This is a genomic window from Paenibacillus sp. LK1 (assembly GCF_002750415.1).
In the GTDB taxonomy this organism is placed as follows: domain Bacteria; phylum Bacillota; class Bacilli; order Paenibacillales; family Paenibacillaceae; genus Paenibacillus; species Paenibacillus taichungensis.
Map to the genome: position 1 here is coordinate 1 of NZ_PEII01000016.1, position 16,147 is coordinate 16,147.

Annotated in this window: 12 protein-coding genes; 8 read left to right on the forward strand and 4 right to left on the reverse strand. The window is 45.1% G+C overall.

Annotated features, from left to right (window positions below):
- The first annotated feature begins 332 nt into the window (after positions 1-332).
- Positions 333-563 (forward strand): alpha/beta hydrolase, encoded by a 231-nt coding sequence (locus CS562_RS33225; protein ID WP_218966750.1) that lies wholly within the window; start codon positions 333-335, stop codon positions 561-563.
- A 50-nt stretch (positions 564-613) separates the two neighbouring features.
- Positions 614-955 (forward strand): hypothetical protein, encoded by a 342-nt coding sequence (locus tag CS562_RS33230; protein ID WP_218966751.1) that lies wholly within the window; start codon positions 614-616, stop codon positions 953-955.
- Between the two features lie 316 nt (positions 956-1,271).
- Here the strand turns inward: CS562_RS33230 and CS562_RS27755 are convergent, their stop codons facing one another.
- Positions 1,272-2,192 (reverse strand): ketopantoate reductase family protein, encoded by a 921-nt coding sequence (locus tag CS562_RS27755; protein ID WP_099858824.1) that lies wholly within the window; start codon positions 2,190-2,192, stop codon positions 1,272-1,274.
- A gap of 149 nt (positions 2,193-2,341) precedes the next feature.
- Here CS562_RS27755 and CS562_RS27760 point away from each other — a divergent pair, with 149 nt between their 5' ends.
- Positions 2,342-2,893 carry a TetR/AcrR family transcriptional regulator gene (locus CS562_RS27760; protein ID WP_099858825.1) on the forward strand — a complete coding sequence of 184 codons (552 nt, stop codon included), beginning with the start codon at positions 2,342-2,344 and terminating at the stop codon, positions 2,891-2,893.
- 243 nt (positions 2,894-3,136) lie between these two features.
- A complete protein-coding gene (locus CS562_RS27765; RefSeq protein WP_257219624.1) occupies positions 3,137-3,523 on the forward strand; it encodes a hypothetical protein in 387 nt (128 codons plus the stop codon).
- Between the two features lie 210 nt (positions 3,524-3,733).
- On the opposite strand, the gene CS562_RS27770 is transcribed toward CS562_RS27765, so the two are convergent.
- Together CS562_RS27770 and CS562_RS27775 are read right to left on the reverse strand one after the other, a co-directional pair.
- Positions 3,734-3,949: a hypothetical protein gene (locus CS562_RS27770; protein ID WP_076291310.1), complete on the reverse strand. Its 216-nt coding sequence runs from the start codon at positions 3,947-3,949 to the stop codon at positions 3,734-3,736.
- Positions 3,950-4,259: 310 nt separating this feature from the next.
- Positions 4,260-4,556 carry an immunity 53 family protein gene (locus tag CS562_RS27775; RefSeq protein ID WP_099858826.1) on the reverse strand — a complete coding sequence of 99 codons (297 nt, stop codon included), beginning with the start codon at positions 4,554-4,556 and terminating at the stop codon, positions 4,260-4,262.
- A gap of 348 nt (positions 4,557-4,904) precedes the next feature.
- On the opposite strand from CS562_RS27775, the gene CS562_RS27780 reads away from it, so the two are divergent.
- Genes CS562_RS27780 through CS562_RS27790 form a run of 3 tightly spaced genes read left to right on the forward strand, consistent with a single transcriptional unit; the run spans position 4,905 to position 8,173 of the window.
- Positions 4,905-5,579, forward strand: coding sequence for a response regulator transcription factor (locus CS562_RS27780; protein WP_099858937.1), 675 nt, complete (start codon positions 4,905-4,907; stop codon positions 5,577-5,579).
- 29 nt (positions 5,580-5,608) lie between these two features.
- Positions 5,609-6,658 (forward strand): HAMP domain-containing sensor histidine kinase, encoded by a 1,050-nt coding sequence (locus CS562_RS27785; protein WP_257219625.1) that lies wholly within the window; start codon positions 5,609-5,611, stop codon positions 6,656-6,658.
- Between the two features lie 51 nt (positions 6,659-6,709).
- Positions 6,710-8,173: a serine hydrolase domain-containing protein gene (locus CS562_RS27790; protein WP_099858828.1), complete on the forward strand. Its 1,464-nt coding sequence runs from the start codon at positions 6,710-6,712 to the stop codon at positions 8,171-8,173.
- Positions 8,174-8,301: 128 nt separating this feature from the next.
- On the opposite strand, the gene CS562_RS27795 is transcribed toward CS562_RS27790, so the two are convergent.
- Positions 8,302-14,691 carry a rhamnogalacturonan lyase family protein gene (locus CS562_RS27795; RefSeq protein ID WP_099858829.1) on the reverse strand — a complete coding sequence of 2,130 codons (6,390 nt, stop codon included), beginning with the start codon at positions 14,689-14,691 and terminating at the stop codon, positions 8,302-8,304.
- Positions 14,692-14,898: 207 nt separating this feature from the next.
- Between CS562_RS27795 and CS562_RS27800 the strand changes: the two genes are divergently transcribed.
- Complete coding sequence (locus CS562_RS27800; RefSeq protein ID WP_076291315.1) at positions 14,899-15,771, forward strand: helix-turn-helix transcriptional regulator; 873 nt, start codon at positions 14,899-14,901, stop codon at positions 15,769-15,771.
- Positions 15,772-16,147 lie beyond the last annotated feature (376 nt).

A 16,147-nucleotide genomic window follows, 5' to 3' on the forward strand; every position in this document is an offset into this window, starting at 1 on the left:
AGTACCGAGGGAAATTATTACTCAATAATTTTTGGAAACCGAAATCTACTTAGTATTACTTATTACCTGTACATCGTAACACTGAGTAGCGACGAGTGTCAACTACTTTAAAAATTATTTTTGCCCCCCCGCACCATTCACCTTTTCAAATACAGAGTTACCTTAGTTAATTATAATCATCCCCTGTTCTTCCGTACTAATTATGAAAAGATATAAGAAAGGCAATATACCTAACTATAAAGGACTGTGAAGAAGGTGGAATACTCATAGAAATCGATCTTACTCATGACGATCCTCGTAAACCACGGATTTGGCGTTACCGTGTCGAGGACATGAAGCGAATCCTAGATAATTTAGACCATATTGAATCTGCCGTACCAGGTCTCAGTGGACGCACTGACCGAAGCCGAATAGCAGCAGCTGGACATTCCTTCGGTGGCCAAACGGCGGGCAATCTCTTGGGATTGCGAGTCCTCGACCCAGAAACTAAGAAGGACGTGGACCTGTCTGACTCAAAGCGGGCGTGCTGTTCGCCACCGCTGGACAAGGTGGCGACAGCCTGACGACGTTCGCGGCCGAGAATATGCCGCACTTGAACGTGAGCTTCACGCACATGACCACGCCCACGCTTGTGATCGTCGGGGATCAGGACTACACCCTGCAAAAGTATCAGTTGACCGTCCGCGGCCCAGAATGGATGTCCGACCCCTACTTCTTAAGCCCAGGGGCCGAGAGCCTGCTCACCCTATTCGGTGCAAAACACTCACTTGGCGGAATCCCAGGTTATGAAGTTACGGAAACAACAGATGAAAATCCTGAACATGTCGCCTTAATTCAGCTGGTCTCATGGGCTTATCTTTGTCATGCGCTCGATATTGAACATGACAGTTGGTCGGCAGTTCAAAAGACTTTGTCAGAAGATCCAGATCCAATTGGTCGAATTGAATCCAAGTAAACTTTAACAAGAGCTAGATACACTCCTTTAGCCACCTCTTACTGGTGATGGAGCGTATCTACTTTACGTCTATAACCTAAAGGATAATATACAGCGAAAGAGGGATGAAATCATTTCGATCTGTGTCCCTAGATGTGGGCAAAAATTGCTCTATATATGATCGAGTTGGCGTCGCATAAGCGTTATATTGATTGCCTCCAACACTGTGGAAATAAAGTTTTAGAGTGGGTCCAAAATAAAGCAGCGGCAGAACAAGACTTGATAAATAAAGTCTTAGACTGCCGCTGTTGTTGTTCAATTATGGTTTCCCGTTAGTTTAGTCAAGAACTACCGATTTGATATCATTTTGACTTAAAAATTTCAATAAATCATTACTTAGCTGCACAATCTCATTGTTAGCATTATTCGCATAATCCGGCAACATCATATCCTTAACCATTTTAGTTCGTAGCCATGTCATAAAGAAAAGATCCAAAAATAAGTTTGGAAATTTAAGCACCATTCTCAGCATTGGTGGATCAATTGAAACGCCAGCTTTTTGTATAGCCCTTAGATGCGCTTTTAAAGTGACTGTTATTTGGCGTGCCGTCTTTCTGATTTTGGCTGTTTTTTTGTCAATGATCTTATTCTCAGAATGCAAAAAGCTTAACATGGCAATGTCTGATACGGAATGTGTGATTAGATACGCTTGCATATCCTTTTTAATAACGTAAGGAAGCTTTGCTGTTTTAAATAATTTAGCGAGGTTTTCTATGCGTTCTGTCACTACACCATTAATTTCTCCAAATGCAGTTGCCGCTATAAATTTTGGTAGAAATCGAGCATACAATACTCCATCTTTAATCTGTCCGCCGAAGCCTGGAAAAGCGGGTAAAAGTCTATCCCCTACGATATCCAGCCACGAAGAAAATCCAATTGAATTACTAGTCATCGTAACTATATTTTTGCTTTGATTATCTTTTAGCGATAACAACGCTGATTCGGACCGATCATAACGAACGGTAACGAAAATAAAATCGTATATATCGTCATTTGCGAGCGTATCAATGACATTCACTTGTACCGATCTAACTGTACCTTTTTCTTTATATTGCAGGCCATTTTCTCTTAATGATTTAAATCTATTCGAATGTGCAAACAGGGTAACGTCAAACCCTGCTTCAATAAACTTAATTGCGTACATACTCCCGATGACACCTGCACCAAAAATTAATATTCTATCTTGTTTTGCTGACATTTAAGCCACCCCTACTTTTTAACATTTACTTTTTGATTATCCGACAACATGTTGTATGATGTGATTGTAAATCTTTATTATTCCTTGATCAACCATCAGATTTTTATGATTTGTCGGATGATATTCTTATTCGCTAGTAGGAGGAAAACATGAAAAAGCAACCCCAAATAACGGAGAAAACAAGACAACAGTTTGTAGAAGTTTTTTGTGAGTTATATAGCCAAAAGCCGATTGAGAAAATTTCGGTTCAGGAAATTGCGAATAAGTCAGGATATAACCGCAGCACCTTTTATCAATACTTTACTGACATTTACGAATTGTTAGACTCTGTTGAAAATGACTTATTCAATGAAATGAAGAAAGAAATGGCGAATAAAGAACTATCAGTGCATACAGTTCAAGATACGCTCCATTGTCTGGATAACAGGGAACACATCCTGGTTCTCAATGCCCTTTTGGGTGATTATGGAAGTGCCCGCTTTTTAAAACGCTTAAAACAAGAAATTACTTTGAATCAATTAGAATTAAACGTCCCGCAAAACCATTCCTTAACGCCATACTTCATTGAGTTTTACCTGACAACTTCTCTTTCTTTATTTCGTCTTTGGATCCAGCGTCAAAAGGATTTATCGTCAGAAGAATTTTTCAAGTTAATGGAGAACCTATATTCAAGAGGAATTACGCCCTATTCTAAAGAATGAGTCTGTCATTCAAACCAAATCCATATGTTGTATAACAATAAAAAAGTGTGCATAAGTTGTTTACACAATATACTCCATAAAGACACCAGGGTCGCCGGCCTTTTCGCGACACTCGCGATCGCAGGAGGGCTAGTTACAAGTGCGGGAGTCCTACTGCTCTGGACGCTGAAAAGCAATCCATCACGCCCTTTCGACCTCGCATCCATAGCGACGTCGCCGACAATCCCGCCAGAGCTCGGCGCCGTGGTCGGAGCTGGCTTCGCTCTTATAGCGGCTATCGTGCTCCTTCAGTTACCCGGCTCAATCGCCCACGCCGCGCGACGTCAGGCGGACATCCAGCTTCTCCGCTTGCAGGGTTCCTCATTCGCAGGGACATTGACTGCCGTAAACTTCACAAACCGATGGATCTTCAATTTCCCGATGTTCACGGTCGAGGTAAGCTATATCGTCAACGATGCTCCTATTATCATCTCAGCGCACATGCGCACCAGCGCCGACCGCGTTCCCGTCGTTGGCTCGCGCATACTCGTGCTGACCGATGTTCGCGGCACCACCCATGTGGAGCTGGACTTGTCCAATGGAGTGGTATTCGAGCCAGACGTAACGAAGTACGCCGCACCGGACTATTGATTTTGCTCTTCTGATGCACCCTTAGTCCGCGTGGCCCACATTAAAACTCCAATTTTTTGGCCTCACTTGTGGTACGGCTCAGCTTAAGTTCTTGATACAATTTCTTGTCCGTAGCTTGGGACATGAAATTGGTTACTTAAAACAAAAAAAGCCGGTATAATAGCGACTATAAATGGAACAAAGTGCTTGTACCGCGACACCATTCATTCTTTACTTTTTTCTACTACTCTTCTTTTTTCTGAAGAAATCGAACTTGATCACATAATCAAAAAGAGACGTAATTACAACAACTCCAAGTGGAAACAATGAATAAACCCAAAACGGATTATTTGGAGCTTCACCAGGGGGGGCATCAGTTAAAAAAACATAAAGGACAACACAATAAATTATGGCCACTACAATACCTGTTACGTTTCTATTTTTCATACCTGTTCTCCACCTCTTGTTCACAGAAAATTTAAAGTATTGTATGAATATTAAAACCCATATCTGGAATAATTACCTGTATTTAATATTCTATAATATGGATTGTATAAATACTAGTTTCTGTGAACCCAGGCCTTCGTATCCATTTCGTACCACATTAACCTTTAACCACTGATCAAACAGCATCAAGGTTAAATTAAACATAAACTAATATTTATACATTAACTCATTATAATATGGGTCCCATTCTCCCGTTACAAACCTATCATTGACTGCTTTTTCCAGACTAACAGGTGTCTTACCATTTTTATCATCTTTCTATGCTTGAAGCCCAATTTTCAAAGTAAATTAGTATCTCTTCTAGATTCATTGCTCCTCCTGCACCATGAAATACTCCATCCCTCACAATACAGTAAAACCAATCTTGATCATTTCTCTCTTCTTCAATTGACTCAAATGGTACATTTTCTAAATAAGTATCTGTCAAGTTGATTTCAACAGACCAACCGGGATTATCTACTGTATCAATTTTCACACCATATGAATGTTCCCAATCCCCATTACAGTTTTCATAATACCAGTTCTGAACCCATGTTAATGTATTCATCATCTATACCTCTTCTTTGAAATTTCATAGCTGGCCTAACTCCCCCATGTTAAGATTCACTATTAACATGGGGTATTGGCAGATTCTATTTTGTTATTTATTAATGGGACCTTTTTCTTTTCCATCAAGACGTTGTACCTTATCAAATCTATTGTATTTCTTTTTTATAGAAAGAAGAGTTATACCATATGATTGGAACACTTACCAAATAAAAAATTTTCCAAATATCTCATTCCTAGAATACTTATTGATTTCCAGGTGAAAAATCCAATTTCAATGGAGATTACATTGCTTGAAGATTTTTGCTATGCTCAATTCAAACATTTAGATATGGGAGACGGAGCATTGATGCCTAAGATACTGATCGTGGACGATGAAGCAGATCTTCGAAAGTTGCTGACTGATTACTTTGAAATAAATGGATATTCCGTCATGACGGCCAAGGACAGCCGGGAGGCGCTGCGGAAAGTGGAACAACAACCCGATCTCGTTTTGCTAGATATCAACATGCCTGAGCAGAACGGTCTTCAATTGTGCGAGAAAATTCGTGGCTTCGTCTCTTGCCCGATCTTATTTTTAACGGCTCGAATCGAAGATGCAGATAAAATAGCCGGATTTCGGGCCGGAGGCGATGACTATATCCTGAAACCTTTCAGTATTCACGAACTGGGGGCCAGGGTCGAAGCGCATATGCGCAGAGAACAGCGAATCCAAAGCAAATCCTCGATAAGGTTTAACGAAGACTTGGTCATTGACTATACAGCCCGGGAACTCTACTACCGGGAGAAGCGAATTCCTCTTGCCAAAAAAGAGTTCGACATTATCGAATTGCTGTCCACGCATCCCGGCATGGTGTTCGAAAAAGAACGCATGTACGAAACGATTTGGGGCATGGACAATCAAGGCGACAGCAGCGTGATCGCGGAGCATATCCGGCGTATTCGCTCCAAATTAAAGGAATACAGTTGCGATAACCGAATCGAAACAGTTTGGGGAGTCGGATACAAATGGCCAAGCTCATGAATAGGCTACCGCTAAAGCGATTTAGCTTATTGCAATCTTTTATCCTGTTGTGTGTCGTCACGCTCATTGCTGTGCTGGTCGTCATAACCATGGAGTTCTCCTGGGCAGAGAACCTGCGGCTGCGTTTTGGAAAAACGGATTGGGTGCTGCCCTCTCTAGTCGCGGCTGTGCTGCTAACCGTGGCAACAGGGATTGTCACCATGGCAGTTCTATTTTACAGATGGAAACTAAAACGTCCGCTGGAGCTATTAAAGCAAGCATCCGAAAGCATTTCGGCCAACGATCTAAGCTTCAAAATCTCCTATGACAGCCGGGACGAGATGGGCGAATTGATCGCGGCATTTGAAAACATGCGCTCACAGTTAGAGAAAAACGTAAAGACGCTCTGGCGTTCGGTTGAGGAGCGGAAGCAGCTCAATGCGATTTTTGCCCATGATCTGAGAACCCCCCTGTCGGTGTTAAAAGGAAACGCTGAGTTTCTCGCCACTTATCTGCCCGAGAAGAAGTTATCGGAAGAAAAGGTGTTGGACCTGATCCATACCATGAACCTTCACATCTTGCGTCTGGAGAGCTATGCCGAGGCCATGAACTCGATTCAGAGACTGGAGGATGTCCTGTTGAACTTCAAGTCGATGGATACGATCTCATTGACGACTTTACTGGACAGCAGCGGCGAACAAATAGCAAGACAGTTCGGTATACGCTTCGTCTCTTCTTTGAAATATGATAATGCCTCAATACATGTGGATCCCTATCTTGTCATGCAGATTTTCGAAAATGTGGTCGCAAATGGGGTGAGATACGCATCCAGTCAAGTGAACGTTCGTTATGACCTTCAGGAAGACACAATGAAAATTACCGTTTCAGACGACGGTCCTGGTTTCTCGGACGAAGCCCTGGTTAAGGCTGTACTCCCTTTTTACCGTGGCGAAGTGTGGGATTCGTCCGAACATCGCGGGTTGGGTCTTTACATTTGCAAGGTGTTTTGCGAAAAACACGAAGGAAGTCTCCAGGTCGCAAACGGACCTCACGGCGGCGGAAGCGTAACGGTAAGTATTGGGAATCAAGTTGATAAATAGTTGAAAATTATTTGATAGCATTTCCTTATCTTGAATTCAAGGAGTGTTATCATGTTAAAACTGAGAAAAAGAATGTATATTACCATCAGCTGTTTATTGTTGTTATTTACCATGTGGGGAACCCCCGTATCCGCCAATGCAGCCAGAGACAGGACAGAAGTCTTGCAGGAGATCGACGATTATATGAATCGGACCATGAAAGCCAATCACATTAAAGCTGCTTCACTGGCGATTGCCAATAACGATGAGGTCTTCTACGCAAAAGGCTACGGGACATTCGCGGATGGTCAAAGCGTTACGGGAGACACCTCTTTTCCTATTGCTTCGTTAAGTAAGTCCTTTACCGCATTGGCCGTTCTGCAGCTGGCGGAAAAAGGCATGATTGATCTGGATGCGACTTACGCTTCCTATTTTCCAGAGCTTTCTCCTCAGGATCCCCGTGTTCTTGACATCACGATCCGTCATTTATTGAATCAGACCAGTGGTCTCAATGACATAGTAAATCCTGATATGACGAGAAATCCGCAATTCCAATCGCTGAATGAGACGAATCGTTTATTAAACAAGGTTCAACTTGCCCATAACCCAGGAACAGCCTACAGCTACCATAATCCCAATTACGTATTGCTGGCGAACCTCGTGGAGAGCGTCAGCGGTGAGTTCTTTTCGGATTACCTGAAAAAACATATTTTTGAACCGTTAGGAATGAACCATACCTTTAGCGTCGCCACGACGCAGCAAATACATGATAATAAAACTATTCCGCTAGGACATTACTTGAGTTTGGGACGTTCCTTAGGTCAATCGGAACCGCTTTGGTTCATTGATGGCCCCGCCGGCATTGTTTCAACTGCGGAGGACATGTCCCTATGGATGCTTGCCCAATATCACGGCAGCTTGCTTTCCCCTGCGTTGATGAAACAGTATCATAAACCCGGAGACATCGGTCCGTACGGCATGGGCTGGCTTGCTGACCAGGACGAGTCCGTCGGCCGAACGATCTCCCATAGCGGCATTTTCTGGACGTACAAGTCGGAAGAAATAGTTTATTTGGACGATCAGATGGGTATCGCGGTGATGTTTAATTCCGGATTAAGCGCTTTTGTGAATTACTCGGCTTTTATCGATGGAATCGCGAATATAATGAGGGGTGAGAAGCCCACATTCTCTTTTCTGAACGGCAGAAATATGGAAACAATCATGATTGCGCTGATCCTGGCTACCCTTATATGGGGCGTGCATGCCTATTTTCGCATCCGTAGAAGGAACAAACGCCTAACCTTCAGCAAATTGATTCTAATTACTGTCGGAAGGTTGATCCCGGTACTAGTTCTCTTGTCCTTATCCCCTCTCGTGACGTTTATCGGCGGAGGACGTGTGCTGCCTTGGTTCGGCATCTGGACTACCCTGTCGTCTCCAATCATATGGCTTGTTGTATGGTCATTAGTCAATTTCTTGCATTTGGCTTGCTATTATTACATCTATGTTGAGAACAAAAAGAACGGCTATGCATAGCCGATTCAATTTCTCAAAATAAACAAAAGTGCTACTCCTCAAAATGATGAGGAATAGCACTTTTTATATACTTACCTTACTTTGTTTCTAATCACTTAATGTTAATGGAATGCCTCAAACATTTCAGCTTACTCTCGTACCGTCACATTTAATTTGGATGATCTGGTTTCCCCTGAAGAATTACGAAGTATAGCTTCATACTCATAGATTCCAGGTACCCTTCCAGAGATTGCGGTAACCGCAGACTGTGCACTAGGTGTACGGGATTGTAGTGATTGTGTGTCGATCAAAACACCATTTTCGTAAAGTTCGTATTCGGTTGCGTTCGTTCCCCACCACAGATTCATGGTGACATTATAGTTACCGTCTCCATCCCAGTTGTCATTCGACAGAACAGATTGCCCCGGGGAAGCATCCGTGACGATGACTGTCAGCGGAACACTCGTGGTCGTACCCAGTGCATTGATCAATTCACCGGTATAAATATAGGTACCATTTTTCTTTCCAATTATATCAACTTTAACGGACTGGGCGGATGGGGATTGATCGACCAGAGAAATTTCCTTGATCAACTCACCATTCTCATACAATTTGAACTGATTGCCGTTATTGCCCCACCATAAATTCATCGTTACAGTATAGTCTCCGTCTTTGAGCCCTGTGTCGTAACCGTTATTGTCAGATAACACCGGAGTGCCAGGGGCCCCGTTTGCTAGTGGGGTTGCCTGCTTGAGCCATTCTTCCCACTTAAGCAGCACATTTGCCTGCTCATCCGTAAATACGGTTCCTCTAGCTGCTTGAACGTCATTACCGTAGGCTGCAAGCAGTTGACGCGCCTTTGCTCCTTCATGATCGTTTGCTGCCTGGTTTGCTTGCTGTAAGGTGTTCGCAAGCTGATCAGCAAGAATACCGGCATTAGGATCTATCGATTCATCCGCAAAGGAATTGGTCAGATTGATCAGACTGTCGAACGTAGCAATAACCCCGAAACTATATTCTATCGTCTGTTCCCAGCCAGCCAAATCGGAGACGGTTGCCGTAACCTGGTTCAGGCCGGGTTCCAGTGTATACGCCGGAGTGTCCAGGAGCACACCCGTCGGTTCTGCCACACCGGATACCGTATCGGAGGCTGTATAGCCAATTTCCACGTGCTGATCAATGGTGTACTCGGATTGACCATGAATTTCAATGGTTGGAGGTACGAGATCAATGGATATGGACAAAGACTGTTCACTCTCTTTGTTACCGTCAACATCGACGCTCCAGTAGGTGATGGTATGTGTTCCTTCTTCAGTTAGGGTCAACTGCGTACCACTCACCGTTTCGCCACCATTGATTTGATAATAGGTCCCTTCGATTTCGGAATCTTCATCGGTTGCTGTGAAGGTTATTTGTACTGGAGTCGTATACCAGTCGTTCTGGGATTCTCCTTCCACATTTGCCGTAGTATGCGGAGCTTCCTGATCAGGTGACTCCCCTTCCAGCGTGACAAAATCAGATAACGGTATATTCAAATCTTTCACAAGACGTGCCACGAGTTCGGCTACCTTGATTGCACCGTTCATCTGCAAATGCGTATTGTCCTCTGTTGTACCTACCCACATGAATATCGATTTGGTTCCTTCTGTGCCAAGCTCCTGGAAATGTTCCCAACTGGCCTGGTTCAGATCAATGATGAGTGTTTCCGTTTCCTGCGCCGTTTCTTTCATTGCCTGTACGTATTCCGGGAAGCTCTTGTTCAGTACCTCTCCGGTAAAATCACGACGGTTCACTGGCGTGACCAGAACCGGAATTGCACCTCTCTGCACAGCACCGTTAATGTATTCTTTCAAATATACTTTAAACTGCTCGGGTGTAAGATAACGCTCCGGACGTGACGGCGTGGAATCGTTATGAGACCACTGCATGAACAGATAATCGCCTTCATGAATGTCGAGCAAAATATCATTAAGATATCCGCCGACCAGGAAGGTTTTGCTGCTCAATCCTCCAACTGCCCGGTTATCAATGCTTACCTCATTCTGATCAAAATATCTTCCCAACGTTTCGCCCCAACCCGCTTGCGGACGATAATTCTCCGCGTAATTGGCCACGGTGGAATCACTAGCCAAATAAATTACAGGTTCATCGCTTGCGCTGTTATCTGGCAGGCGCTCCAGCTTCAGTGCATTGATCTTCGGTGCATTTCCGGTGAAGTCGAAATTAAAGACGCCATCGATCAGAGCAATGTCATACGTAATTTCTTTGAATTCGCCCTTGGCAATGGTTGTGAGCGGAAGCTTCGTCATCTGCTCTACAACGACATTCGCGCTGGTCGATTCTTGGGCATCCCCGATGGTCATCGTTACCCGGTAATTGGCCGGCTCCATTTCCACCAGGAAGGCGGTGCCGTTTACCCGTGTGAAATCCTCCTTGAGCGCATCCCCGGTTTCCCGGTTCTCATCTTTGGTTAGCGTAGTATCGGCAAAGCCATACCCATTACCTTCAATATACGCTCTTTTGGCATCTACCTTGGTGTATCCTTCGGCAGTGCCGCCGGAACCAAAATCAAATTTGTATTCGCTAATCTTTTCGCCCGGTTCACTTGTCAATGAATCTTTCGCCACAGTTAACATGTTAAACGCATGGTCAACTTGAGCTTGGGTGGCTTCCGTATTGAATATCGCTTCTGCAGCTGCCAAAGCCCGGTTCACCACTGCCTTCGATGCTTCTGTATATTCCGACAGATCAAGTGCTTTGATCCCATCGTACAGAGCGATTAAGGCAGCTTGATCGCCGCCCTCCGAAGGAAGCTCCGTGCCTTCAATTCGCACGTTGTCGATCTGCGTAGTCCAGTTCAACGTGCCTCCACCGCCTTTTCTCGTCCCTAGGAACCGAATGGCTCTGACGTTGTCCGCATATACACCGGAACTCAGCGGGATATCTTTGATCGTTTGTGTAACTGTCGGATCCGCCAGATTCGTCAATGTCAGATCCAGTGTTTTCTTGGCAAAATTAACGGTTGCATCCACATCGACCCACTGGTTCTTGGAAATCTCTGTAGCCGTTCCCCCTTCGGGTATGGCCGTATCGCCCGTACCGTAGTCCGGATTATATGCACCGACAAAATAATGAATTTTGGTGCTTCCGGTTTTCGTATACAGCGTGAAAAGGGCATTCTCGTTAGAATCCTGTACTGTGAGATGACCTTCTGACGGATAGGCACTCACATTACCGGATTGCCAGTCAAAGTTCACTTTCACCTGATCGCCGTTTACCGCATCGAACAGACGGAATACCTTGGCCCGATTGCCCGATCCTGACCCCGTGACGGACAGTATCTTATTTCCAGGCTGTTCAACGACCGTTCCGGTCATGGTTCCTGCAATACCAGTGGCATTAACCATTGCATACTGGTAGTCGGCAGCGTCGCCTTCAAAATCCTCCTCATATAGCTGGATTTCCGGCTCTGGTTCGGGTTCGGAAATATCCGGGTCGATGACCAGCGAAGAAATGCTCAGCTCCATGTCTTTGACCGCACCAGCAACGAGTCCGGCAATTTTCTTCGCACCATAGCTGCTGAAATGGGTATTATCGTTGATCCCATTCGGATATTTTGGATATTCACCCGGATTAGCATAAAGGAACACTTTCTCCGTAGCTGTATTACCAATTTTGTCGTAGTACGCAATACTTAACTTACTAAGATCAACTAGCGGCACGTCAAGCTCCTCTGCCACTTCTTTGGCAGCCTGCACGTATGCCGGGAAGCTGACGTTGAATTCCTGAGTCACCGTATTGAAATCTCTGCGTCCAACCGGAGTGAGTAATACCGGTGTAGCGCCGCGCTGTTTGGCACCGTTTACATAACGAGCCAAGTAAATCTTATAGTCCTCCGGTGATGCATACCGATCCGGTATCCCAACACTCGCGTCGTTATGACCAAAGGAAATGAAGAAGAAGTCCCCCGGTTTGATTCGCTGCAGGATCGTGTCCAGTCGGCCGTCTACCATAAACGATTTGCTGCTTCGGCCACCGATTGCATCATTCACGATAACTGCCCCATTCGAGAAATAACGTCCGAACTGCTGGCCCCACCCTTCTTGAGGAGCCTGCATTTCACTGTAAGATTGCATGGTTGAATCACCGGCCATATAGATCGTTGTTGCCGAACCGGCGACTTTCTCTGGATATTTCTCAATGAGGATATCCTGGATGTCTATGGCTGTACCGGTGAAGAGGAAATCGAGCTGCCCATCCACCAATGCAACATCATAGGAATACTCCAGCGGTGCTCCGGCTGCCACATTCGTTACGGCGAGCTTTTGCACAAATTCGGATTTGACCCCGACGTTTGAGTCATGCGTATCGTTGCCCAAACGTAGTGTAACCTTATAGTTGGCATTTGGCAGGTCAACAGCAAATGTCGTACCTGCCGCAACCGAAACCTCATTTGCTCCTACGGTAACACCGGTTGTATCCACGAACCCATATCCTGAATTTTGCGCGTAGAGCGTATCCTGTATGTTCGTACTTCCCGATGCAGTCTCTGTTCCGAAATTAAAGCGATAGACCGGCTCTGGCATTTCTGCATCGCGAGTCAGCGTCAGATCGGCTTTAGGGAATGAGGTAGCTTCCGCTCCAAGATAAAAGCCGGTATGAGGCGGCTGGTTGTAGGCTACATTTTGCCAGGCTACGCCAAGTCGATACACAGGGTCCTGCATCAGCGTAGGAATGCGATAGTCTGTAGGAATGGTCGTTGTATAGAGACGATACTCCGAACTTTCTTCGCTTCGCAGCAGCATTTCCTCACGCCAGTCGCCCAGAATGTCCGCCTGAAGCGCCGGATTCCCTTTGGTATGGTTGTTCGTTAACGTACCGGTCGCTCGGAAGATTTCATTTAGCTTTTTGTTTTCGTAATCCCATTTATAAATGAGCGGGATACCTTTGGCTGTACTGTTATCCCACTCATGGTCAAACAGCTCACGCTGAAGATCTCCGTCCCACCAGATGGCGAAATTGGCGGTTTCGGGCCCTTCGTCCACCGTGTAGATAGCCTCTCCGGCAGCCGAATAGGTATTGGTTACGGGAACGCTCTGCCCGTTGGTAATGGTTGTGGCCCATGATTCGTATCCCGGATAGTTCGGATCAATATCCGCCGACATCCCGCGACCGGTGTCAAAACCTGTTTTCTCCCCCCAGAGAATTTCACCTGTTGCCGCATCGCGCATCTCCAGTCCGTATGCAGCATCTGAATGCTCATGCACGCTTACCATCTGATAGCCCTCTCGGTTTGGATCGAGCTGACCAGCGTGCATGGCATCGCCGTGGCCGAGTCCGGTGCTGTACAGCAAGCTGCCGTCATCGTCTATGGCTAGAGCGCCAAACATGATTTCGTCCTTGCCGTCATTGTCGACATCCAGCACACTTAGATTATGATTGCCCTGTCCTTCATATTGTTTTCCTGCTTCGTTTGTGTCGAACGTCCAGCGCTTGACGAGTTCCCCACCAACATAATCATAAGCAACAAGCACAGTGCGGGTATAATAACCCCGGCTCATCACAACACTTGGCTTCGTGCCATCCAGATAAGCGATGGCACCAAGGAACCGATCTACACGGTTGCCATAGCCGTCACCCCAATCACTGACGTTGCCTCTTGGCGGATCATAATTGACGGTGGATACGGCCGCGCCAGTCTCACCGTCAAACAGTGTGAGATACTCAGGCCCTGACAGTATGTATCCGCTCTCGTTACGGTAATCTTTCGTGCCGTGGCCAATGACCGTGCCTTGGCCGTCCTTCGTGCCGTCCGCCGTCTTGACCACAACTTCGGCCTTTCCGTTGCCATCAAGGTCATACACCATTAATTGCGTGTAGTGCGCTCCGGCACGGATGTTAACTCCCAGGTCAATCCTCCACAACTTCGTACCGTCCATTTTGATGGCATCGATATACACATTGCCGGTATAACCTGCCTGCGAATTGTCCTTGGAATTGCTCGGACTCCACAGAAAGACGATTTCATATTCGCCGTCGCCGTCCAAGTCAGCTACAGATGCGTCACCTGCATAATACGTATAGGTTCCACCATCTTTGGTCCGACCGTCAGCCGGTTTATCCAGCGGAATAGGCAAATAATCATTATGCCAGACCGATACAACCTCCGGCAGCATTTGCTCCTTTCCCGCAACGATAGTGGATATTTGGTACTGCGAGCTGTCGAAACCAGTGGTGTCCACATAGTTCGTCACGTCGCTTATGGGCGACGCGTTCACTTTGGTTCCGTTTTTATATATATTGAAAGAGATATCATCAGGATCATTATTTAAATACCTCCAGCTTAAAAAAACACCATTGTCTACAAGAACCGCAACCAGACCCCGGTTAAGATATTCTCCTTGGCGACCCGGTAGGCTACTGCTACTTGGTGACTCTGCACGCACCGGCGCCGGGGGTATGACCAGTGAGATAACCATAAGGAGCGCTAATAAAGATACAAATATCGATTTCTGGATGGAAACAGTTCTTCGGTTCATCGGATTAAGTCCTCCTTATCGAAAAAATCATTTTAGAATCACAAGTTCGATCTGCTCTTCTGGTTGTCAAATGAACGCAAACTACAGTCACCCCCTTTTTTATGTTACCGCTTACATTTATCTTACAGCTCTAAAAAAAGACAGACAATCTAAAAAATGTGACGTATTATATAATATAATTGACTTTTTTAGGCAGGGGATGAAAGTATGGTTCATACGGTCTCTTATGCTTTTCGTAATGACGATACATCAATCATGACACTTGACTCTATTGGATGGCAGATCGTCTCAAGCGAGGAATATCGTTGTCCAAGTGACAATAGACCGGACCCGGGGCATGTTGTTTTTCAATACACGCTTAATGGTCAGGGTTATCTGGATATTGAAAATCAAACGATTCCTTTACCGAAGGGACATGCACTACTTGTTAAAATCTCCGGAGAACATTGCTATTACTATAAACAAGAGAATAACGAACCATGGGAATTTATATGGATAAACATTCGAGGGGATGAAGCCAACCGAATTTGGGATATGATCCACGAAAATGAGGGACATGTCATTCGACGAAACGCGGACTCCCCTTTGATTCAAGAGTTATGGCAAATTATCCATTTGATTCATCAAGAGAAAGTTACGGACAAGTATCGCTTGTCCGAGCAAATCTATCGGTGGTTGCTTATCCTAGTGCAGACAAGTCGGGATGCGGAGAAGGATATCGGTGCCCTTTCAATAACAACGATCGAGAAATGTAAAAAATTCATCCGAGAGAATTATGCAGCTCCTTTGACGCTGGATCTGCTGGCCAGTCACTGCGATATCAATAAACACTATTTGTGCAGATTATTCCAGAAATCCGAGAAAACATCACCGCTAGCCTATCTCAAGGACAGACGCATTGAGGTTGCAATCCGACTACTCCGTACAACGGAACTCCCGATTTCCCAAATTGGCCAACAATGCGGTTTTGAGAGTCCCAGCTATTTCGGCAAAGTTTTTCGGCAATATATGTCCATGTCGCCTAAAGAGTATCGCATGAATAAGTTAGAGTTTCCTTACGAGGCCATTTATTATGAATAGCCAAATCCGCTATTTGCGAGGAATCTTTCAAGCTCTTCACGTTTAATCTTCGGCCTCAAATTGCCAACATGTTCTTATCATTGGATTTAGACATGCGGTTTTCAGTTGTACCGATAATGTAAAAAAAGCCGCTAAAATAGCGACTTTCAATGGAACAATGTTTTTGTACCTCGACATTAAAGATTCAATTTTAAACAATTTTAAAACCGACTTTTACAGCTTTATTTTCTCTTCATCTGGGCTGATCATAACGAACATTTCGATTTTCTGAGATTAAGAGAATTCACGGATTAAATTGCTTCTTTATTACGTTCATCATGAATCGCAATTCCATTGAGATACCGACTGGTTCTCCACTCTGCCTGTAACGGTAAGT